This is a genomic window from Bacillus sp. AL-1R (assembly GCF_052180195.1).
Taxonomy (GTDB): Bacteria; Bacillota; Bacilli; order Bacillales; family Bacillaceae_G; genus Gottfriedia.
On record NZ_CP197469.1, the window covers coordinates 690,113 to 711,836 of the forward strand.

Consider the following 21,724-nt stretch of genomic DNA (forward strand, 5'->3'; position numbering starts at 1 on the left):
CACCTAAAAAAGAACCCGGGTTCGACATATTGATTTAATTTAGAATTTTCTCAATAATAAAAATTGCAATCACAACAAAATTAAATAAGGGGTGAAAGTTTTGAAAATGAAAAAAGAGAAAAGAATGAGAAGAAAAGCAATTCCAGCAGTAATGGCATTAACTGTGGCATTTAGTGGGGGATTAACAACTTTACCTTCATTTGTAAATGTAAAAGCAAGTGCAGCAACAATTAATCAAGCGTTAAGTAAGGAAGAGGTTGTAAAAGCATACTTGAATTCTAAGGTAAAAAATCTTGCTAGATCAGGTTCTGGATGGGAACAATTTAAGATTGTAAGTGAAGAAGCTAACAGTGTGACTGATACTTACCATGTCAGAACAATTGAACAATATAAAGGAATTCCGATTTATGGTTCAGGACAAACTGTAGCATTAGACGCAAATAATAATGTATATGCATCATTTGGTGATGTAACTCAAACATTATCTCGCGAAATTATTCCGACTGAAGCAACGATTACTGAGGAAGATGCTGTAGCAACTGCGAAAGAAAGAATCGATTCACAAATCGGAGCTGTTAAAAATTATGATGGAATCGATACACAATTAATGATTTATCCATATAAAGGAAAGTATTGTTTAACGTATTTAGTTAAAGCTTCAACTTCTGTTCCAGCACCAGGATATTTCCACTATTTTATAGATGCGACCAATGGCGAAATCATTAATAGTTACAATGCAATTGATAATGTCGATGTGTCAAAACTTACAGTTACTACTGGAAGAGGCTTGGATGTCTTTGGTAAACTGCAAACTTTCCCAGTAGGAAAAGACGCATCAACTGGTTCTAGCTATTTATATGGAGGTTCAGTTACTGGTTCAACTATCGTACCACTAGCAACATTTGATGCTCATCGCATGCCTGAAACTTCATTTATCATTTTATCAGCACTTTTAGGATTTACTGGATTTGAAGTAACAACGACAAGCCCGACAAATTTCTTCTATGACCCTGCTGCAGTATCAGCTCATGTTAATGCTGATAAAGTAAACAAATATTATCAAAATGTATTTAAGCGTAATAGCTTAGATGATAAAGGTATGACTTTAATTAGTACAGTTCACGTTGGTGCTAAATGGAATAATGCAGCATGGAATGGTAAACAGATGTTATACGGAGATGGCGATGGAGTTGTTTTAGGTGCACTTTCTGGTGGGCTAGATGTGATTGGACATGAAATGACACATGGTGTGATTGAAAAGTCCGGCCTAGATTTAACGTATAGTGGTGAGTCAGGAGCTCTTAATGAGTCATTAGCAGATATCTTTGGAACATTCGTTCAAATCTATACAACAAAGGTAAACGAGTGGGAAATGGGAGAAGATGTTTATACGCCAACTAAAGCAGGTGATGGTGGTCTTCGTTCATTAAGCGACCCTGGTTCAGTACGTATAAGCACGAAGTATATGCCTTCAGGTTACTATCCAGATACTTATCAGGATCGATATTTAGGTACTGAAGATAATGGTGGGGTGCATATTAATAGTGGTATTAACAATAAAGCTGCATACTTAATTACACAAGGTGGTACAAATAACGGCTATACGATTACTGGTGTTGGTGTAAATAATGCACAAAAAATTTACTACCAAGCTATGAAATATTTAACTGCCGATTCTAACTTTAAAGAAATGAGAGCAGCAGTAATTAGGGCTTCACGTGATTTCTTCCCAGATAAAAATGGAGTACCTTCTGCACAAACAAAAGCTGTTATGGATGCATATTCTTCTGTAGGTGTGTACGAATAACAAAATTAAACCATGAACTAGTTTTCCTGTTCATGGTTTTCTTGTTAAATTTTTCCTATTTATTTTAAAATGTAGTATGAAAGTAGTATAAAAATACTATGTAATATGATTAATTTTTTCATTAAAATATCCTCATAAATTGTGTGAATAGCATGATGGAAACATAGTTGAATTATTGTATATTGAGTATAAGTTTTTTGGATAGGAGGAGCAATTAATGGTCGAGGGAGAAGTTATAAAATTTTATCGTATTAAAGCCGGACTAACACAAGAAGAACTAGGAAAAGGAATCTGCTCTTCCAAGCACGTAGGAAAAATCGAAAGAGGGAATACATCTTATTCTTCTGAGATTATTACCTTGTTTTCTGAACGATTACAAATTGATATTCGAAAAGAAATTGCTAACTTTGAAAGTCTTGGAAATAAATTGCAAAACTGGCATAAAGCAATTATTAAACTAAGAATGAAAGAAGTTGAATCATTAAAAAAAGAGCTAGAAAAAAGCCTTTTTATCCATTCGTCAAAATATGATGCTTTGTATCAATTACTTCTTGCAAGATATTATCTTTTAAAGAATGACTATAAAAATACTTATACAATTATTTTAAATATACAAAAAATCTATAAAGATCTACCTCCTTTTGAAAGAAATCTCCTTTTGCATGTAATAGGAATTTATTATTTAAATAATTATAATAATTCAAGTACAGAGAATCATCATAAAGCAATACAAACATTAAAGAAGATTGATTTAAAAGAGTACGGAAATCCAGAATATTACTATCATTTAGCAGTAGCATATGGATGGGCCGATTCTAAGGTGATGGCTTATGTATACGCAGAAAAATCGCTTAAATACTTTAAAGATACAAGTAATTATTTACGTGCCATAAATGCTGAATCAATTATGCTCCTACAATCAAGCAACGATGAGCACTTAGACTTTAAAAAATTGAAACAATCATATAAAAATTTGATTCATGATAGTGAATCACTCAATGCACCAGATAAAACGGGAATGTTATTAAATAATTTTGCTTTGGAATATTTTAAACGAAAAGATTATGAAAAAGCTCAAAAATATTATAAAGCAGCATTACAATTGGAAAAAAAGCCATCGGTCATTTATCTTCAACGACTGAACAATTATCTTAAAAGTTCATTTGAAGGTAAATTAATGCGTAAGTCAGCCTTATTAAATAGTGCTCAAAAAGGTCTAATCATCGCAAAGAATTTAAAAAATCAACACTATCAAATTCTTTTTACATTACTAATTTATTTGATTGAGAATAAAACGGATGAATATATTCAGTACATAGAAAAGACAGCTTTTCCATATTTTAAGTCACGTGATCATACTGTTTTCATTAAACGATATGGTAAAGTATTGTATGATTACTATGTAAAAGAAAAGGAGTTTGAAAAGGCAGTCGAAATGTCTAACTTCTTAATAAATCTTATTAAAATCAATAACTAAAGGACTGTTATAAGGCAGTTCCTTAGTTTTAAATAAAATTTAAAAAAATAATAGAATAGTGCATTACATTCTCAATTAAAAACATATATTTAATACAAACTTATTCTCAAAAGTTTAATGTCAATAGATTGAACTTAATGGTAATAGGGGGTGAATGTATATCACTAAGGATTTTTTAACTGACCAAAATTTTGTTATTAATGCAGGAAATATTCCCTCTATACAAGCAGGTACATATTCCACTCGGCCGGACAATCCTAAAACAGGTAGCATTTTTTTAGATACAAAGTATCGTATTTTTTATCGATACAATGGTTCAAAGTGGGAAGCTCTAATTACAAATGTCAATATTGGAGCTTTAGGTTTGTCAGATCCATCAGCTCTATCAACTGCATCAACAACATCAACAACATCTACTCTTTTAAAAACTACAAATCATTTATTTTTCGCCGTATCAGACGGTTTAAGGAAAATTTATACGAGTCGTGACGGAATAGAGGAGTATGGTATAACAACGATCAGGTCACCAGATGAGGTTTCCTATATAAATTTGTTTATTAATGGCATGCTTCAGCCAACTGTAAATTATAAAATTGAACGTGGTAAGTTGACTCTGCTCACGGAAGATATTCCATTAAAAGGTACAATCATAATCATTCAATTTATCTCTATATTTTTTTGATGGTTGATTGATTAGAAGTTATAAAATACAATACTAAATAAAAATAGATTCAAAAAAAGTTCCTTTTTTAGGAACTTTTTTTTGAGCAATTATTATGTTGAAACAGTAATATCAGAAGTCGGTGCAAAACTTACTATTTCTAACACAATTGGAGTGTCAGCTAAAATTCCGTCTCCTCCAGCAGGTACAGTAATCGCTAATGAGCCAACACCCGTTTCTCCAGGAGTATAAGCTGAGATACCACTCATTTGTAAAACACCGTTAATGTAGACATTAAAGTAGCTATTATTTGTCGGTAATGTCGGCAGTGTAGTAACTGCAGCGCCAGTATCAGTTAAAAAGTCAGCTGCGTCAATTGTTAAAGTTGCACTAGCTGCTGTAGAAGTGGTTGTAACATAGAAGAATCTTGAATCTGTTGGGACAGTTTCAATAGTTGAAGAAGCAGAAACTAGAATTTTCATTAGTTGAAGTGCCATTTGGATATGCTCCTTTCTATTATAAATGACTTTTTTCGAAAGGTTGTTGTTTATAAACCGATCTTTAAAACACACAGTAAAAATAGAAGCAATTTGTAAACAAGGTGGGGTTTTTGTAGGAGTAACAGAAAAAAAGTGAAAATTTGAGATACCCTTCCGAGTCAATCCACTGGGCATCTCTTTTAAGGGCAACAAGATTTACGAAATCAGTCATTATAAACTACATAATAATTCTATGTTAAAAATGACAGAAATGTATGGGGGACAAACTATATTACAAAAATTTTTTTAATTATTTAATCATACATTAGTATTTCGGCCCATGAAAAATACAAAAAGGATATTAATATTGAAATATGATATGATTTTTTAAATAATTGTACTAATTTTAAAGAATGGGGTTAAGTTATGATTCGAATTTTAATTGTAGATGATGATTCTCATATAAGGGAGTTACTGAAAATGTATTTACAATCTGAAGGCTATACGACATTTGAAGCGGCTAATGGAGACGAAGCTTCTATATTGCTTGAAAATCAACAAATAAATTTAGCAATCGTAGATATAATGATGCCTGGTAAAGATGGGTATCAGCTATGTGAAGAAATAAGAGAGTATTATGATTTTCCTGTAATATTATTAACTGCAAAAAGCGAGCTTTCTGATAAAGAAAAAGGGTTTGCAGTAGGCACAGATGATTATTTGACCAAGCCTTTTGAACCAAAAGAAATTCTTTTCCGGATTAAGGCGCTATTAAGAAGATACAATATGATTAGTGCTCAAAAAATAAAACTGAACGAAACGGTTATCGATCGAAAAAGCTATGAAGTGTATTGTAATGGAAAATTACTGATGCTCCCGATGAAGGAATTTGAATTATTGTCTCAATTGGCAAGTTATCCGGATCGACTATTTACACGTGATGAGTTGATCCAATTAATTTGGGGGGCTGATTTTGAAGGTGATGACCGTACGATAAATGTTCATATAAAACGATTACGTGAGAGGTTTTCTACTTTAACGGATGACTTTAGTATAAAAACAGTTCGAGGTGTTGGTTATAAATTGGAGGTCAAAAGAAAGTGAAAACTTTATACATAAGAATTGTTCTCACAATCCTCGGTGTAATGATTTGTAGCAGTTTATTGGCTTTCTTTCTTTCAAACGTGTATTACCACTATAATCTAAAACCTTATAATGATAAAAAATTAACTAAAATGGCTTTAGACGTTGGTAAGTTTTATGAAAAAAATAATGAAATCGAATTAAGAAATTACTTAAATAGTATTAGTAAATTGGGATATCAAATTCTATTAGTAGATCAACGAGGAAATCAATCCTTTTATGGTAGTACTTTTAGAGAAAAGAAACTTGATGAAAAAGTGATTGATTCTGTTTTAAATGGGAAGGTCTATCATGGTATTGCCGAATTTCCAACATCATTATTTGTGACCGGTTTTTTTGATAATACTTTGAGTAATACAGTTGGCGTCCCTATTAAATCTAGTAATCAGCATTTGGCTCTTTTTATGCGTCCAAATGTACAGCTTCAATTTGGTGAATTGCGAATTCTCTTTTCCATTCTCCTTCTACTGACAATTGTATTAAGTATCATATTTGTTCTAGTTAGTACAAGATATATTGTAAAACCGATTACTAAATTAACTGAAGCAACTAAAAAAATTGCAGAAGGAAAATATAATGTTCAATTGCAAATTAAACGACAAGACGAAATTGGAAAACTTGCTAATCACTTTTCGCATATGTCACAAAGATTAGGACAAATTGAAGCGATGCGACAAGAGTTTGTTTCGAATGTATCTCATGAAATTCAATCACCACTTGCATCAATACAAGGGTTTTCACAGTCACTACAAACTGAAAAATTAACCGAAGAGCAAAAGAATCATTACTTATCGATTATAGAAGAAGAAAGTAAGAGAATGTCCTTGTTAAGTAAACAATTATTAACATTAGCTGCATTGGACAAGGAAGAAAGTATAATGCAAAAAACAACCTTTGATGTTGCCGAACAAATTAAACAAGTCGTTTTTACTACTGAATGGAGTTGGAGAAACAAAGAGTTAGCTATTGATTTGGAATTGCCACAAACTTATGTGTTCGCTGACAAGAATCTACTGCATCAAGTTTGGACAAACCTAATGACCAATAGCATTAAATTTAATCATGAAGGTGGGTCAATCTCTATAAAACTGAGTAGTAATGAAGAGACTGTTCAAATTGAATTTCAAGATACTGGAATTGGTATTTCCGAAAAGGATTTACAACAAATATTTAATCGTTTTTTTATTGCAGATAAAGCAAGAAATCGAAAAGAATCCAGTAGTGGATTAGGATTAGCGATTGTTAAACAAATCATTGAATTACATAATGGGCATATAGAAGTAAGTAGTAAAGTAGGCAATGGAACCAAATTTCATCTAACCATACCTAAAATAAAAGAGGTCTGATTTATAATTGTAATCGACTGTTCACCTGTTGTTCATCTAACATTCCTATACTTTAAATTACAAAGAGTGATTCTTTTATTTACACTCTATAAAATTTAGTCAAGTTAAAGGAGATGAATGACAGGTGTTTCTTGCTTTAAGAGAATTCAAACACGCAAAATTACGTTTTTTATTAATTAGTCTAATCATGATCCTTATATCATTTTTAGTTTTATTCGTTTCAGGATTAGCGAAAGGTTTATCTTTTGATAATGCTTCTTCTATTGATAGCATGGCTTCAAACTATTTTGTTTTACAACAGGACTCGGGAAAACAAATTAATCATTCAATGTTAACGGAAAATCAAATAAATGAAGTTCAGAGGTTTGTTGGTGAGGAAAATTCCACTACTTTAGGCGTTCAAATGACTACGTTTCTAAAGGATGGCACATCTAAAAAAATTGATGTTACATTATTTGGAATTGATGTGAATGGATTGGCTGCTCCGAAGGTAATTGAAGGAGATATGATTAATAATTCAACAAAGAATGAAGTTGTAGGAGATATTTCTTTGAAAGAAAAAGGAATCAAACTTGGGGACAGTATTTCTGATCAAATCTCGGGTAGAGAATTTAAGGTTATTGGATTTACAGAGAATCAATCATATAGTCATGCACCGGTTATTCATATGAATTACAAAGAGTGGTCGATGGTGAATAGTAAGAATTCAATGAATGTAATCGCGTTAAAAACAAATGAAAATACTGCAAAACAGATAAATGAAAAAGTCTCTGGTGTAGAAGTAATTAATAAAAATCAAACATTAAAAGGCATACCTGGTTATAAAGAAGAACAGGGTTCTTTACTAATGATGATCGTTTTTCTATTCTTTATCGGGGCATTTGTGTTAGCAGTCTTTTTCTATATCGTTACGATTCAAAAAATCAATCAATTTGGCGTGCTAAAAGCAATTGGTTCAAAAACTAGTTATTTAGCTAAGAATATTATTTTTCAAGTTTTAACACTCACACTTTTAAGTCTATTGATAAGTATTTCAATCACATTTGGATTATCTAAAGTATTGCCAGCCGACTTACCTTTTGTATTTGATGCGCAGTTAATTATCGGAAGTTCATTATTATTCTTAATTGTAGCAATAGTAGGCTCATTAATATCTTTACTAAAAGTAGTAAAAATTGATGCAATTGAAGCAATAGGGAGGGCTTTTTAATGAGTAATAAACTAGTACTAGAAAATATTAGCAAAACATACAATGACGGAGATTCTTTAGCAACAACGGTACTAGATCATGTTTCCATTCAAGTAAAGGCAGGTGAACTAGTAGCAGTTGTAGGTCCGTCTGGCTCAGGTAAAAGTACTTTTCTTTCAATAGCAGGAGCATTACTATCTCCGACTAGTGGGAAAATTTTAATAGACGATATTGAAATAAGTAATCTCCCAGCTAATAAGTTGAATGAATTTAGACTATCTAAAATCGGATTCATTTTTCAAATGTCTAATTTAATCCCATATTTAACGGTTAAAGATCAGCTTCTATTAATTGCCGAATTAGCAGGAATAAAAAACAAAATTGCCGAGAAGAGAGCTAATGAACTACTTGAACAATTAGGATTATCAAAGAGGATGAAAAATTATCCAGAAAATTTATCAGGTGGAGAGAGACAAAGAGTAGCCATTGCCAGAGCACTTATGAATGATCCAGAAGTAATCTTTGCTGACGAACCTACAGCTAGTCTCGATTCTGAAAGAGGAAGAACTGTCGTAGAAATGCTATCTAAAGAAGTGAAGCGAAGACAAAAAGCTGCGATAATGGTTACTCATGATAAAAGGATGCTAGATTTATGTGATCGTGTTGTTTATATTGAAAATGGAAAACTTACTGAACAAATTTAAGGAAGACCCCGTTTTAATTGACGGTTTTTTCTTATTGTACTTTTTAATATTATGGTAATGTAACTTACTCAATAAAAATAATAAAGAACCCGTTCAAATCGATACTTCCTCATAACAGGTTCATGAGGAAGTACACCAGCGAAAAATAAAAAGATACTTCCTCATAACAGGTTCATGAGGAAGGAAACCAGCGAAAAATAGAAAGATACTTCCTCATAACAGGTTCATGAGGAAGTACACCAGCGAAAAATAGAAAGATACTTCCTCATAACAGGTTTATGAGGAAGTACACCAGCGAAAAATAGAAAGGTACTTCCTAATAACAGGTTCATGAGGAAGTACACCAGCGAAAATGTGAAAGTTCCTTACTCCTGACAGGTTTTAGTGGAAATCACCCAAAAATTGGTGTAGTTGACAATCTCATTTTTCAACACTCTGAAAGAACCCGTTCAAATCGAACGGGTTCTTTCATTATAGATGGAATCGGTCTAAAAGATTCGTTTTAGCAAGATCAATGACGTCACTTGCATGTCCATTTAATACAGCTTTTAATGTCCATAATGTAAATCCATGTGCTTGTTCAATAGTTACTTTAGGAGGCATTGCTAGTTCTTGACGGTTTACTAAAACATCGATTAATGTCGGTCCATTGTGTTCAAACGCACGTTGTACAGCGGATTCTAAATCAGCGGGATCCTCAACACGAATACCTTCAATTCCCATTGCTTGTGCTAAAGATGCAAAGTTAGGATTTTCTAGAGATGTTCCAGTTTCTAAGTAACCAGCAGCCTTCATTTCTAATTCTACGAAACTTAGCGCACTATTATTAAATACAACCATTTTTACAGGTAATTTATGTTGATGTATTGTTAATAAATCTCCCATTAACATTGATAATCCACCATCACCGCATAACGCGACGACTTGACGACCTGGTTGTGAAACTTGAGCACCGATTGCTTGAGGCATGGCGTTGGCCATCGTTCCATGATTAAATGAACCAAGTAATCTTCTTTTTCCATTCATTTGTAAATATCTTGCAGCCCATAAAGTTGGCGTACCGACATCACATGTAAAGATAGCATCTTCACTTGCAAGGTCACTTACAATTTTAGTTAAATACTGAGGGTGGATCGGTGTACGTCCTGGTGTTCCTACAGCAAATTTATCTAAGTCTTCACGAACATTTTTATATGCTGCAACATACTTTTCTAGATGGCTTGAATCTTTTACATCAGTTAAGAGAGGTAATAACTGACTAATTGTTTCTTTTACATCTCCGCATAGTCCATAAGTAAGTGCAGCTCGTCGGCCTAGATGCTCAGCTCGAACATCTACTTGCAAGATCACTGCATCGTCTGGGTAAAATTGTCGATACGGAAAATCTGTTCCAAGCATTAATAAAACATCGCAATCCATGATCGCGTGATACCCTGATGAGTAGCCAATTAATCCGGTTAACCCAGCATTGTATGGATTATCGTATTCAAGGAATTCTTTTCCTCTAAGTGCAATAACCATTGGAGATTTTAACTTCTCACAAAGGAGCATTAAGTGAGAATGAGCACCTTCACATCCTGCTCCGCAAAGTAATGTAACTTTCTTACCATCGTTAAGAAATCCTGCCAGTTTTTCCAATTCAGGTTTAGATGGACTAATCAGTGGATTCGTTACGTGAATAACTTGTTCAGGAACTGTTTGACGATCTTCTAAAGCAGCTATGTCTCCCGGTAAAACAAGTACAGATACACCTTTTCTTGCGATTGCATGTTGCATTGCGATCGTTGCTAGACGAGGCATTTGTTCTGCTCTATATACCGTTTCACAAAAATGACTGCATTCTTTAAATAATTGCTCAGGACGAGTTTGTTGAAAATACTCACTTCCAATTTCGATGCTTGGAATCTGAGCAGCAATCGCAAGCACAGGAATACGGCTTCTGTGACAATCGTATAATCCGTTAATTAGGTGAAGATTACCTGGACCACTGCTTCCTGCACAAACTGCAATACTTCCACTCATTAGCGCATCTGAACCTGCAGCAAAAGCCGCAACCTCTTCATGGCGAACGCCAATCCATTCAATTCTTTTTGAGTTTTTAATTGAATCCAAAACAGCATTTAAAGAATCGCCAACAATACCATAAATTCTAGTAACTCCTGCCTGAATCAATGAATCAATCAGTAAATCTGCAATAGTTTTCCTCATTGAAATCTCCTTCTAGTTCACTATGATTAGGAACTAATTGAATTTAATAAGCCTAAGGCTACAGATAAATTTATGCTTTGCAGAAATTCAAAACGTTATACCAAAAAAAGGCAGGAAAAGTAGAAGGTAGTAAGAATAAATACTTTTAAAAAGTCCTTTATCTTCAAATTTTTTGTCGAAGGAATCTATCTTGAAACTTACGCTTACGTAAGATTTATAATGAAGCTATAGCTAGAAGGAGGAGGGCATTTTGACATTCTATTCGATTCGAGAGATGACAAATGATTTTAACATGACTCATAGAACTCTTAGGTATTATGAAGAAATCGGATTATTGATGCCTACCTATACAGAAAGTGGTAGAAGAAGGTACTCTCAAAAAGATCGTACACGTCTTTATTTAATACAAAGAGGTAAAAATTTAGGCTTTAATCTGCAAGAAATAAAAGAAATGATAGATTTATTTACGATTGATCGGACAGGTGAAAAACAATTACAAAAAACAATTGAATATGGAAATCAGAAGGTTATAGAGTTAGATAAAAAAATAAACGATTTAATTCAATTAAAAGAAGAAATTATTAAAATGAAGGGTAAACTTGAGCGGAATTTATTAGAGATTCAGTAATAATACTTGGAGGGAGAAGTACATGAATTTTTATAAAGAAGATCCTAATCTACAGATGATTTTAAGAAAATATTTTAATGAAGATTTTTTTGCATGGGCTAATAAAGAATTAGAAGAATTTGGAGAGCTTTGTGCGAATGAAATCGATCAACGTGCAATTTACACAGATCGAGAAGGTCAACCACGTTTAATCAAATACGATGCATATGGTAATGATATTTCATATGTTTGGGTAAATGAAGGTTATAAGCAAACTGTAAAAGATACTTATAATAGAGGGATTGTTAGCTATATTCATAAACCAATTCCAGAACTTGGAATAAAGGGGAATTATATTTATTCCTATGCGCAAGGTTATTTATTATCACAGACTGAAGCTGGGTTTTATTGTCCAGTAACATTATCAATGGCTGCTACGTTTTTAGTTGAAAGATATGCAAATGAAGCATTAAAAGAAAAATATCTCCCGCATTTATTATCGACTGGGGAAACAGAATTATATGAAGGAGCGACCTTTTTAACTGAAAGACAGGGTGGTTCAGATGTTGGGGCCAATGTAGTAAAAGCAGTTAAAGAGGGAGAGTATTATCGTATATACGGAGAAAAATATTTTGCTAGTAATGCAGGTCAATGTGGGATTACAACGATTTTAGCAAGAATTGAGGGAGCTGTACCTGGAAGTAAGGGATTAAGTTTATTTTTAGTGCCTTGGAAGAATGATGACGGTACAAATAATGGATTCACGATTCGTCGCTTAAAAGATAAGTTAGGTGTAAGAGCAGTTCCATCAGGAGAAGTTGAATTTAATGGAGCGAAAGCATTTCTAATCGGAGATCCTTCCAGAGGAATTAACTACATGATGGAAGCATTGAATTTATCTAGAATATGTAATGCTGTAGCTTCTGTTGGAATTATGAGAAGAGCTTATGTAGAAGCGAAAAAATATGCTGAAAATAGACCAGCATTTGGACAAATATTAACGAATTTTCCAATGATACAAGAGACATTAGCAAAACTTGCAACCATTCAGGAAGTACAAACAAGTGCAGTATTTAATTTAGTGGCCTTATATGATCGAGTGGTTGGTAATGAAAATGGAACAACCGAAGAACAAACATTAGTAAGACTTTTAATTGCTATATTAAAAATGCGTACTGCAGAAGAAGCAATTCATTTCTCACATGAAGCGATTGAAATGCATGGAGGGAATGGTTATATTGAAGATTTTGTTACACCTCGACTTTTACGAGATGCTCAAGTACTTACAGTTTGGGAAGGAACAGCAAATATTTTAGGTTTAGAGATTTTAAGACTATTTAACAAAATGAATGGTTATCAAGTTTTTAAATCATATATTGAAGAAAAATTAGTAAATACACCTCAAACATTAGTAGATGAGAGTGAAATCGTAAAGAAAAAGCTAGAGGAATTAAATGAAATTGTTCTTTATACAGCTAATTTAGATGCTAATACTCAAACATATAATGTAAAGAAAATCGCAAATAAAATGGCAGATTTAGTTGAGGCAGTTACTGCTCTTGAAGATGCAAAAGAGCATATTCGAAAAGAATACATTGCAAAAGTATTGATCCATGAACGATATTTTAAAGATGAAATTAATAAGGAACAAATTCATTTAAAGTATTTTGATGAAATTGTTCATTACAAAGTTTCAATTAATAAATGAAATGCTCTACTAAATAGAAATTTTTAAAATAGGAAAGACACCCTATATTTGAGGGTGTCTTTTTACTATTTCAACTCATTCATATTATAGTTCTTGGAAACAGAAGTAGTTTCAAAATGAGTAAAAGAATAAAACACAGTTAAGATGAGCAACATGCTAGAAATAATAATTACTGGAAAGAATGATGATAGTAGTTTTGGAAATCGCTGACTTAAAAACATAGTAGAACAAAATATGCATGAACAAGTTACTAATAATAAACAAATTAATAATAAAGCTTTTGCCTCACTTATAGATACCATGACAACAATCATACTCCCCATCATACCGGCCATCATTCCAGTAAAGATCCCCTCGATTAGTGCAAGAAAATGTAATCGAAAGCCGATACATAATCCGATGAGTGCAGATACGCCCATTGAAATAAGTAAGGAATTGAAAAATTGTTGGTGATTTGAAAGTGTAATGAGCACACCTATTGTTAAACCAGTAGACATACTGATCATCATCATATACATCATTTGATGCATCTGGTCATTATTTTTGGGTTTGAGATGGATTGAAATGATCGTTATAAAGAGCATTAAACTAATACATACCCAACTGGTGAACATATATGATACCCCCTAACTAGTCGCTTTTTTATCATCATATGGACAACATAAAATAATTAGAATTAAAAATTGACACCTATACCCCCTATGAGTATATAATGATAGTGAGGTGATAAGATGGAAAATTGCCATGATGATCAAATGGTTCCAAGAAGTGAAGAAGAAATTAACGATTTAATGAAACGTCTTCGCAGAATAGAGGGGCAAGTAAGAGGTATTCAAAAAATGGTGGAAGAAGACCGTTATTGTATAGATATTTTGACACAAATTATGGCGGTTGAAGCCGCTATGAAAAAGGTAAGTTTTTCTTTAATTGAAAGACATGCGAATCATTGTATGGTTAAGGCAGTTAAAGAAAATAATGGCGAAGAATCGGTAAACGAATTAATGGAGGTTATTAAGCGTTACGTAAAGTAAAGGGGGGTGATTAGAATGAGTGATGCAAAGCAGTTAACCCTCGGTATAGAGGGGATGACTTGCGCCGCATGTGCAACCCGAATCGAAAAAAGCTTAAACCGAATGGACGGCCTACAAGCAAATGTGAATCTTGCATTAGAAAAAGCTACTATTATCTATGATACAGGGCAATATCAAACTTCTGATTTAATAGAAAAAATCCATTCGATTGGTTATGAGGTTGCAGTTGAAAAAATTACGTTAAATATTGAAGGAATGACATGTGCTGCTTGTTCAGCTCGAATCGAAAAAGTAATAGGAAAAATGGATGGGGTTGTTCAAATAAATGTGAATCTAGCTATGAATATAGCAACGATTTCTTATTTACCTGAAGTATTAAGAATTCAATCCATTATAGATAAAATTAGTCACATCGGTTATGTTGCATCCTTAAAAGACGAAAATGGAGTGAAAGAAAAAGACACAACAAGAAACAAACGGATTCAATTAATCGTTTCAATCTTACTTTCAATTCCGCTATTGTATTCGATGGTATCTCATCTGCCATTTAGTACAAATATTTGGATGCCACATTTATTAATGAATCCATGGTTACAACTTTTGTTTGCAACTCCAGTTCAGTTTATTATAGGTTGGCAGTTTTATGTCGGAGCATTTAAAGCAATACGAAATTATAGTGCAAATATGGATGTGCTTGTAGTCCTTGGAACTTCAGCTGCTTACTTTTATAGCTTAGTTGAGTCTATTAAGACAATAAATAATGGTATGTATACGCCACATCTATATTTTGAGACAAGTGCGGTTTTAATAACATTAGTTTTACTTGGAAAATATTTTGAGCATATTGCGAAAGGGAAAACGACTGAAGCAATTTCAAAACTCATGGAATTACAAGCTAAGGAAGCAATCGTTATAGAAAATGGAAAAGAAATTCATGTACCATTGGAAGCTGTAAAGGTTGGAGATCTCCTTCTAGTAAAACCGGGTGAGAAAATACCTGTCGATGGTATGATTGTATCAGGTGTTTCTACAGTTGATGAATCAATGATTACGGGTGAGTCATTACCAGTTGATAAAAAGGCTGATGATAAAGTTGTTGGGGCAACAGTTAATGGAAATGGTATTTTGACGGTTCGAGCTGAAAAGATCGGTAAGGATACGGCACTAGCAAATATAGTGAAAATAGTTGAAGAGGCACAAGGTTCAAAAGCTCCTATTCAAAGATTAGCAGATCGAATTTCGAATCTATTTGTTCCAATTGTAATTGGCATAGCTATATTAACATTTATCATTTGGTTTTTTGTAGTCGATCCACAAAATTTACCTAAGTCAATTGAAGTAGCAATAGCTGTTTTAGTCATCGCATGTCCTTGTGCTTTAGGACTTGCTACGCCAACTTCGATTATGGTTGGAAGTGGAAAAGGTGCGGAAAATGGGATTTTATACAAAGGTGGAGAATTTTTAGAAACGACACAAAAAATTAATACAATCATTCTTGATAAAACGGGTACTGTTACAAAAGGCAAGCCCGAAGTAACTGATCTCATTAATATAAATCAGCGAGAGGATTTATTGAAGCTCATTGCAAGTGTAGAAAAAATGTCAGAGCATCCACTAGCACAAGCAATTGTTCAATACGCTCTTAAACAGCAATTGCAACTAGCTGATATTACAGAATTTACTGCCATACCTGGATATGGAGTAGAAGCTTTGATTGAAAATAAAAAGGTATATATCGGTACTAGAAAGTTAATGAATGAAAAGAATATCGATTTTTCGCCAGTTGAAGAACAATTAATCATATTTGAATCTGCTGGGAAAACAGGAATGCTAGTAGCAATCGACGAGAAGCTGGAAGGTATTATTGCAGTAGCCGATACAATTAAAGAATCTTCAAGAAATGCGATAAAAGCATTAAAGGATTTAAAAATAGAAGTTTTTATGGTAACCGGTGATAATAAACACACAGCAAAGGCGATTGCAGATCAAGTTGGGATTGAAAATGTATTTGCTGAAGTTCTACCAGAGAAAAAAGCAGATATCGTTGCAAAACTGCAAAAACAAGGGAAGATTGTTGCGATGGTTGGAGATGGGATTAATGATGCTCCGGCTCTTGCTAAAGCTGATATTGGTATGGCGATCGGTACTGGTGCAGATGTGGCGATTGAAACAGCAGATGTTACGCTAGTAGGTGGCGATTTATCACATATTCCAAAAGCTATTAACTTAAGTAAGAAAACAATGAATAATATACGTCAAAATTTATTTTGGGCGTTATTTTATAACAGTTTAGGTATACCGATTGCAGCTTTAGGGTTGTTGCAGCCATGGATTGCAGGTGCTGCAATGGCTTTTAGCTCTGTATCGGTTGTCATAAATGCATTAAGGTTAAAACGCATAAAAATTTAGGAGGGTTTAGTAATGGAAACAGTTTTAAAAGTAGAAGGTATGACATGTGGACACTGCAAAGCTGCAGTTATGAAAGCGGTAGAAGGTGTGCCTGGTACAAATAATATAATCGTAAGTTTGGAAAATAAAGAAGTAACATTCAATACTTCAAACGCTGAAACAATTGAGAAAGTGAAAGAAGCTATTGAAGATCAAGGGTATGATATCGTTTAAACAAAGTGTTATCTAACAAATTAAAGGCGGACTACGGGTTCGCTTTTTATTTTGGGAAAAATACTATAGCGGGGGAAATTTAGATGAAATACATATTGTTATTACTTAGCTTTTTTACTGTTCTTGCATTAAGTGGTTGTGAAGGTAAGACACACACGGGATCAACTCATCAAAATATGAATCATGAAACAAAAGAAGAAATGAATTCTACTCAAGTAAAATTTTCATTTAATGGTAGTCCAGAGAGTGATAAGAAAGTAGAGTTACACATACAGGTTAATAGTTTAAAAGGTAAACCAGTTGATCAGTTCGAAATTGAACATGAAAAATTGATGCACTTGATCGTTGTAAGTAAGGATTTGTCATTTTTTGACCATTTGCATCCACAATATAAGGGAAAAGGATTATTTACAGTCACACCAAACTTCCCAAATGGCGGTGAATATAAGTTATTTGCGGATTTTATACCTAAGGGCTCCGATAAAAATTTAAAATCCGAATTAGTGAAAGTATCGGGACATCAAGCCAAACCAATTTCACTAATACCAGATAAAATATTAACAAAAGTAATTGATGGAAAAGAGGTTACTTTAAAATTTAATAAATTGACGACAAATGATGAAGTTAAAATGACATTTACGATTAAAGATGCTAAAACAAAAAAAGATATAAATGATTTACAGCCTTATTTGGGTGCTATTGGTCATGTTGTTGCTATTAGTGGGGATACGAATACTTACCTACATGTCCATCCGATGAATGAAAAATCGAGTGGACCTGATGCAGAATTTATGACTAGTTTTCCTAAAAAAGGATTATATAAAATATGGGGACAGTTTAAACAAAATGGTGAAGTGTTTATTGTACCATTTGTTGTGGATGTACCATAAATTAAACAGAAAAAAGCAGGGAACATTTTCCTGCTTTTTTCTATTATTTAGATCTTACTAGTTTTATAAAATATTTGGCTCCATATCTGCGGTTTTTTCTATTATATCAATAACTTTACGATAAAGTTCTTTCGCTACTGTAGGTTCCTTTGTCCCATGAATAATTGCTCGACCATCTTTAAATAAAACAATGCGATGATCTTCAATAGTACATGACAACAAATAAGGATTTACGATCAAATCATCTACTAATCCTAGTAATCTTTGAGAGAGGCTACTTAGTGTTGGTAGTTGAGGAGACTCTGTTTTTAATTGGACTGCATCTCTTCCGCATAAAACATATGACTTCATCTGGTCATCATTTTTTAAAAATGGATAACTTCTTATAGAGCCACATGTTGGGCACTTTTTATTTTTCAATTTTTCGATGTTTATATCAGACTTTTCATGCTTCCAAACATCAATTGATTGTAAGATTGGTGAAATTTCATAGTTCGTAAGATATTGCAGGGCATAGGTTACTTGGTAGGCAGCAATCATTTGTACAATTGGACTGATAACTCCTACTGTATCGCAAGTCATATTTATAGTTGGTATATGATTTAATAAACAGTTAAGACAAGGAGTTTTTCCTGGAATAATTGGAAACGAGAGGCCATAGCTTCCAACACACGCACCAAAAATAAAAGGAATACCATGCTTAATGGCTGCATCATTCACAACCATTCTAGTTTCGAAATTATCTGTTGCATCTAGTATGATTGTGTGACCTTTAATCAGCTCTTCAATATTAAGACTAGTAATATCTTTTATTATACTAGTAATGGACACTTCACTATTAATTTGTTGAAGTCGATTTTTAGCTGCAATTACTTTAGGTAATTTATTTCTAGCATCTTCTTCAATATAAAGAGACTGCCTTTGTAAATTTGTCCATTCGACGTAGTCACGGTCAACAATTGTTATATTTCCAATGCCTGCTCTGACAAGCATTTCTGCTATTGATGAGCCTAGTGCACCTACACCAATAATAATGGCACTGGATTTTTGCAAGTTTGATTGACGATCTTTTCCTAAAAATAATTCTTGTTTTGCATAACGGTTTGTCAAGAATTCACCAACCCTGTGATTGGGCTACTAGCTTCACCATAATTTTTTTCTTCAATTCTGCCTGCCTCATAACCAAGCCTTCCTGCTTCAATAGCAAGCTTCATCGCAACAGCCATTTTTACAGGATCTTTTGCATTAGAAACCGCTGTATTTAAAAGTACACCATCAGCTCCTAGCTCCATTGCAAAAGCTGCATCTTTTGGAGACCCGATTCCGGCATCTACTATAACAGGTACATTTGATTGCTCAATGATAAATTTTAGATTTAAAGGATTAATAATTCCTTTTCCGGAACCGATTGGAGATGCACCTGGCATAATCGCATGGACACCAAGTTCTTCTAGTCTTCTTGCAAGGACAACATCGTCAGAAGTATAAGGTAATACTATAAACCCTTCATTTAATAACATTTCTGATGCTTTTAATGTTTCGATTGGATCGGGTAGTAATGATTTATCACACCCAATTACTTCAACCTTGATCATATCGCATAAGCCTGATGCTTTTGCCAATTTTGCAATTCTAACTGCCTCTTTAGCAGTTTTTGCACCAGCTGTATTTGGCAATAATCTATATTTGGATAAATCTAATTGCTCAAGAAAATTTGGTTGAGATTCCTCAAAAATATTCATTCGTCTAACAGCAAAAGTTAGGATCTCAGCTTCCGATACTTCAACAGCTTCTTTCTGGACTTCAAATGAAGGGTATTTTCCTGTTCCTAATAATAATCTTGAATGAAACGTATGATTTCCTATTTTTAACATGATTAGCCACCACCTACAAAATGTATAAGTTCTACAGAATCTCCGTTAGAGAGATTAGTTAATGAATACTGCTCTTTATAAATAATTTCTTTATTAACTTCGACAATAACAATTCGGTTTTCTAATTGATATTCATTAAGCAGATCCTGAATTGTACAAGTTTTGCTGGAAATTTCGATATTCTTTCCGTTTAATCTTATTTCCAAATGTCTACACCCCCAAATCATTAAAGTTAACGATTGATTTTAAATGCTTCAATCCAGCTATGATCGACTTTTTGTTTAAGAATCAAATCCCGAATTAATTTTCCAGTTGCTGGTGCAAGTAAAACACCATTTCTAAAATGGCCGGTCGCAAATAAGATTTGATCATCCTCTGGATGAGTTCCTATAAAGGGATGATAGTCGAGCGTTCGCGGTCGTAATCCTGCCCAGAAAGAATCAATTTTCATCTCTTCAATTTCGGGAAGCATTTTTTTAGCGTTTTGTATTAATGACTCAATCCCTTTTAAGCTAGGGTTCTCATTCCATTCGTTATCCACCATCGTAGCTCCGATCACAAGGCGACCGTCATTTCTTGGAACAATATAATTTTGTTCATGGAAAAGAGTGTGTTTTAAAGCAACTTTTTCACTTCTGACCGAGATACATTCACCTTTAACGGGAATAATTTCGTGATGTAATCCAAGCTGTTGAAACAATGAATTACTCCAAACGCCGCTTGCAATTACAATCGTTTCTGCTTCAAAATTGCCATTTGTTGTTTTAATTAAATAATGTGAATCGTTTTTTTGAATCTGAAACACATGTGTATATTCAAAAATAGATGCACCTAACATTTGAGCACCTTTGCAAAACGCGTTACAGACAGAAACAGGTAATACATTTACATCGTCTTCAATATAAGCTGCTCCAATTATGCTAGGATGGACTCCAGGTATCTGTTTTTTTAACTCCTCCTGGTTATACCAAAGCGCTGAAGTTTGAGTGAGTAGCGGAGTTAATTGTTTTTTTTCTAAATCTGTATAAGCTAGTTTGAAAATGCCACCATTTTTAAGTTCAATATCAATTCCACAAAGTTCTTTTAATTCTTCTCTAAGGTGAAAATAAGTTAATTGACTGTTTCTAGCAAATGAAAAAAATGACTCAGATTGATCCCACTCGGAATGGGCACCAAGCATTCCAGCAGCAGCTTTAGTTGTTTTCTGTCCAACTTGCTGACCTTCAAGAACTGCGACATTTATGTTTTCTTTTGCTAGATAATAAGCTATTGAACAACCTATTATTCCACCACCAATTACAGCAACATCAAATTTCTTGTTCATAAGCAAATTTGCACCTTTCAAAATATTGCAGCGCAGCTTCTAGAGGATTTCGGGCAGAAAATATGCCAGACATTACAGCTATACCATCTATATCGTTCTCTTTTAGAACTTGGATATGTTCAGGTAATATTCCTCCGACTGCATAGATCGGTATCGTTAACGTTTTTTTCATTTCAGGAATTAGTTCAATCCCGTTTGGTGTTAATCCATTTTTACACTTAGTTTCAAAGCAATGACCGTACATAATATAGTCAGCTTGATCATTTTCTGCCTGTATTGCTTCAGTTAGTGTATGGACTGATTTTCCTACTCGTAAATTAGGAAAATATTCTTTTACATCAACAAGAGGAAGACCATGTCCTGGTAAGTGAATATTTGATAGATTAGAGAAAATAGCGATATCTAAACGATCATTTAAAACAATTTTTTTCATATCTACTTTGTTTAATTTTAGTAGATTTAAGAGTGATAGTAGCTCGATTGCTGTTTTGGACTTTTCGCGAATTTGTACATAGTCGACTGCATCGATTATTTGAATTATTTTTGTAGCAAGTACTTCGACTGAGTGCTGATCATCTGTAATTGCAATAAGTTCCATGTCCCAGCCTCTTTCATTTTCAAGATTTTTTCAAACAAAAAAACCACTTTCCTAAA

At 33.4% G+C, this 21,724-nt stretch carries 21 protein-coding genes; 13 read left to right on the top strand and 8 right to left on the bottom strand.

From position 1 onward, the window contains the following. Positions 1 to 124: 124 nt before the first annotated feature. From ACSBO6_RS03275 to ACSBO6_RS03285, 3 genes are all read left to right on the top strand, one after another. Positions 125 to 1,807 (top strand): M4 family metallopeptidase, encoded by a 1,683-nt coding sequence (locus tag ACSBO6_RS03275; RefSeq protein WP_498844646.1) that lies wholly within the window; start codon positions 125 to 127, stop codon positions 1,805 to 1,807. A gap of 217 nt (positions 1,808 to 2,024) precedes the next feature. Then, entirely contained in the window at positions 2,025 to 3,284 is a 1,260-nt protein-coding gene (locus tag ACSBO6_RS03280; protein WP_098847339.1) for a helix-turn-helix domain-containing protein, read from the top strand. A gap of 154 nt (positions 3,285 to 3,438) precedes the next feature. After that, positions 3,439 to 3,966, top strand: a complete 528-nt coding sequence (locus ACSBO6_RS03285) for a DUF4183 domain-containing protein (RefSeq protein ID WP_098847336.1) — start codon at positions 3,439 to 3,441, stop codon at positions 3,964 to 3,966. 92 nt (positions 3,967 to 4,058) lie between these two features. Here the strand turns inward: ACSBO6_RS03285 and ACSBO6_RS03290 are convergent, their stop codons facing one another. After that, positions 4,059 to 4,442 (bottom strand): DUF4183 domain-containing protein, encoded by a 384-nt coding sequence (locus ACSBO6_RS03290; protein ID WP_098847333.1) that lies wholly within the window; start codon positions 4,440 to 4,442, stop codon positions 4,059 to 4,061. Positions 4,443 to 4,850: 408 nt separating this feature from the next. Between ACSBO6_RS03290 and ACSBO6_RS03295 the strand changes: the two genes are divergently transcribed. The 4 genes from ACSBO6_RS03295 to ACSBO6_RS03310 all read left to right on the top strand — a co-directional run bounded on the left by ACSBO6_RS03295 (position 4,851) and on the right by ACSBO6_RS03310 (position 8,806). Further along, on the top strand, positions 4,851 to 5,528 hold the full coding sequence (locus tag ACSBO6_RS03295; protein WP_098847330.1) for a response regulator transcription factor: 678 nt from the start codon (positions 4,851 to 4,853) through the stop codon (positions 5,526 to 5,528). Beyond that, positions 5,525 to 6,913: a sensor histidine kinase gene (locus ACSBO6_RS03300; protein ID WP_498844153.1), complete on the top strand. Its 1,389-nt coding sequence runs from the start codon at positions 5,525 to 5,527 to the stop codon at positions 6,911 to 6,913. The genes ACSBO6_RS03295 and ACSBO6_RS03300 overlap by 4 nt, the downstream gene beginning before the upstream one ends. Before the next feature lie 124 nt (positions 6,914 to 7,037). Beyond that, positions 7,038 to 8,123 (top strand): ABC transporter permease, encoded by a 1,086-nt coding sequence (locus ACSBO6_RS03305; RefSeq protein ID WP_098847325.1) that lies wholly within the window; start codon positions 7,038 to 7,040, stop codon positions 8,121 to 8,123. Then, positions 8,123 to 8,806, top strand: coding sequence for an ABC transporter ATP-binding protein (locus ACSBO6_RS03310; protein ID WP_098847322.1), 684 nt, complete (start codon positions 8,123 to 8,125; stop codon positions 8,804 to 8,806). Before ACSBO6_RS03305 ends, ACSBO6_RS03310 begins: the two co-directional genes overlap by 1 nt. 471 nt (positions 8,807 to 9,277) lie before the next feature. On the opposite strand, the gene poxB is transcribed toward ACSBO6_RS03310, so the two are convergent. Then, positions 9,278 to 11,014, bottom strand: coding sequence for a ubiquinone-dependent pyruvate dehydrogenase (poxB, locus tag ACSBO6_RS03315; RefSeq protein WP_498844154.1), 1,737 nt, complete (start codon positions 11,012 to 11,014; stop codon positions 9,278 to 9,280). A gap of 250 nt (positions 11,015 to 11,264) precedes the next feature. Between poxB and ACSBO6_RS03320 the strand changes: the two genes are divergently transcribed. Both ACSBO6_RS03320 and ACSBO6_RS03325 read left to right on the top strand, forming a co-directional pair. After that, entirely contained in the window at positions 11,265 to 11,642 is a 378-nt protein-coding gene (locus ACSBO6_RS03320) for a MerR family transcriptional regulator (RefSeq protein WP_498844155.1), read from the top strand. 22 nt (positions 11,643 to 11,664) lie between these two features. Next, positions 11,665 to 13,329, top strand: coding sequence for an acyl-CoA dehydrogenase family protein (locus ACSBO6_RS03325; protein WP_498844156.1), 1,665 nt, complete (start codon positions 11,665 to 11,667; stop codon positions 13,327 to 13,329). A gap of 65 nt (positions 13,330 to 13,394) precedes the next feature. Here ACSBO6_RS03325 and ACSBO6_RS03330 read toward each other — a convergent pair whose 3' ends face one another. Beyond that, positions 13,395 to 13,943, bottom strand: a complete 549-nt coding sequence (locus ACSBO6_RS03330; protein WP_098845419.1) for a hypothetical protein — start codon at positions 13,941 to 13,943, stop codon at positions 13,395 to 13,397. A gap of 117 nt (positions 13,944 to 14,060) precedes the next feature. Between ACSBO6_RS03330 and ACSBO6_RS03335 the strand changes: the two genes are divergently transcribed. The 4 genes from ACSBO6_RS03335 to ACSBO6_RS03350 all read left to right on the top strand — a co-directional run bounded on the left by ACSBO6_RS03335 (position 14,061) and on the right by ACSBO6_RS03350 (position 17,872). Next, positions 14,061 to 14,360, top strand: coding sequence for a metal-sensing transcriptional repressor (locus ACSBO6_RS03335; protein ID WP_098845420.1), 300 nt, complete (start codon positions 14,061 to 14,063; stop codon positions 14,358 to 14,360). A gap of 15 nt (positions 14,361 to 14,375) precedes the next feature. After that, positions 14,376 to 16,769, top strand: coding sequence for a heavy metal translocating P-type ATPase (locus ACSBO6_RS03340; protein WP_098845421.1), 2,394 nt, complete (start codon positions 14,376 to 14,378; stop codon positions 16,767 to 16,769). A 12-nt stretch (positions 16,770 to 16,781) separates the two neighbouring features. Continuing rightward, positions 16,782 to 16,982, top strand: coding sequence for a cation transporter (locus ACSBO6_RS03345; RefSeq protein WP_098845422.1), 201 nt, complete (start codon positions 16,782 to 16,784; stop codon positions 16,980 to 16,982). Between the two features lie 83 nt (positions 16,983 to 17,065). Continuing rightward, on the top strand, positions 17,066 to 17,872 hold the full coding sequence (locus ACSBO6_RS03350; RefSeq protein ID WP_098845423.1) for a DUF8832 domain-containing protein: 807 nt from the start codon (positions 17,066 to 17,068) through the stop codon (positions 17,870 to 17,872). A gap of 63 nt (positions 17,873 to 17,935) precedes the next feature. Here the strand turns inward: ACSBO6_RS03350 and ACSBO6_RS03355 are convergent, their stop codons facing one another. The 5 genes from ACSBO6_RS03355 to ACSBO6_RS03375 are packed head-to-tail and all read right to left on the bottom strand — an operon-like array spanning position 17,936 to position 21,668. Next, positions 17,936 to 18,982 carry a ThiF family adenylyltransferase gene (locus ACSBO6_RS03355; RefSeq protein ID WP_098845424.1) on the bottom strand — a complete coding sequence of 349 codons (1,047 nt, stop codon included), beginning with the start codon at positions 18,980 to 18,982 and terminating at the stop codon, positions 17,936 to 17,938. Continuing rightward, a complete protein-coding gene (locus ACSBO6_RS03360) occupies positions 18,979 to 19,746 on the bottom strand; it encodes a thiazole synthase (RefSeq protein ID WP_098845425.1) in 768 nt (255 codons plus the stop codon). The genes ACSBO6_RS03355 and ACSBO6_RS03360 overlap by 4 nt, the downstream gene beginning before the upstream one ends. 2 nt (positions 19,747 to 19,748) lie before the next feature. After that, positions 19,749 to 19,952, bottom strand: coding sequence for a sulfur carrier protein ThiS (gene thiS, locus ACSBO6_RS03365; protein ID WP_098845426.1), 204 nt, complete (start codon positions 19,950 to 19,952; stop codon positions 19,749 to 19,751). Positions 19,953 to 19,978: 26 nt separating this feature from the next. After that, complete coding sequence (gene thiO / locus ACSBO6_RS03370) at positions 19,979 to 21,070, bottom strand: glycine oxidase ThiO (RefSeq protein ID WP_098845427.1); 1,092 nt, start codon at positions 21,068 to 21,070, stop codon at positions 19,979 to 19,981. Then, a complete protein-coding gene (locus ACSBO6_RS03375; protein WP_098845428.1) occupies positions 21,054 to 21,668 on the bottom strand; it encodes a thiamine phosphate synthase in 615 nt (204 codons plus the stop codon). Before ACSBO6_RS03375 ends, thiO begins: the two co-directional genes overlap by 17 nt. Positions 21,669 to 21,724 lie beyond the last annotated feature (56 nt).

Coding starts and splice junctions, on each gene's coding strand:
- ACSBO6_RS03330 (WP_098845419.1), bottom strand. CDS start 13,943: ATGTTCACCAGTTGGGTATGTATTAGTTTAATGCTCTTTATAACGATC.
- ACSBO6_RS03325 (WP_498844156.1), top strand. CDS start 11,665: ATGAATTTTTATAAAGAAGATCCTAATCTACAGATGATTTTAAGAAAA.
- ACSBO6_RS03310 (WP_098847322.1), top strand. CDS start 8,123: ATGAGTAATAAACTAGTACTAGAAAATATTAGCAAAACATACAATGAC.
- thiO (WP_098845427.1), bottom strand. CDS start 21,070: ATGAACAAGAAATTTGATGTTGCTGTAATTGGTGGTGGAATAATAGGT.
- ACSBO6_RS03280 (WP_098847339.1), top strand. CDS start 2,025: ATGGTCGAGGGAGAAGTTATAAAATTTTATCGTATTAAAGCCGGACTA.
- ACSBO6_RS03350 (WP_098845423.1), top strand. CDS start 17,066: ATGAAATACATATTGTTATTACTTAGCTTTTTTACTGTTCTTGCATTA.
- ACSBO6_RS03335 (WP_098845420.1), top strand. CDS start 14,061: ATGGAAAATTGCCATGATGATCAAATGGTTCCAAGAAGTGAAGAAGAA.
- ACSBO6_RS03340 (WP_098845421.1), top strand. CDS start 14,376: ATGAGTGATGCAAAGCAGTTAACCCTCGGTATAGAGGGGATGACTTGC.
- ACSBO6_RS03290 (WP_098847333.1), bottom strand. CDS start 4,442: ATGGCACTTCAACTAATGAAAATTCTAGTTTCTGCTTCTTCAACTATT.
- ACSBO6_RS03295 (WP_098847330.1), top strand. CDS start 4,851: ATGATTCGAATTTTAATTGTAGATGATGATTCTCATATAAGGGAGTTA.
- ACSBO6_RS03345 (WP_098845422.1), top strand. CDS start 16,782: ATGGAAACAGTTTTAAAAGTAGAAGGTATGACATGTGGACACTGCAAA.
- ACSBO6_RS03360 (WP_098845425.1), bottom strand. CDS start 19,746: ATGTTAAAAATAGGAAATCATACGTTTCATTCAAGATTATTATTAGGA.
- ACSBO6_RS03375 (WP_098845428.1), bottom strand. CDS start 21,668: ATGGAACTTATTGCAATTACAGATGATCAGCACTCAGTCGAAGTACTT.
- poxB (WP_498844154.1), bottom strand. CDS start 11,014: ATGAGGAAAACTATTGCAGATTTACTGATTGATTCATTGATTCAGGCA.
- ACSBO6_RS03285 (WP_098847336.1), top strand. CDS start 3,439: ATGTATATCACTAAGGATTTTTTAACTGACCAAAATTTTGTTATTAAT.
- ACSBO6_RS03275 (WP_498844646.1), top strand. CDS start 125: ATGAGAAGAAAAGCAATTCCAGCAGTAATGGCATTAACTGTGGCATTT.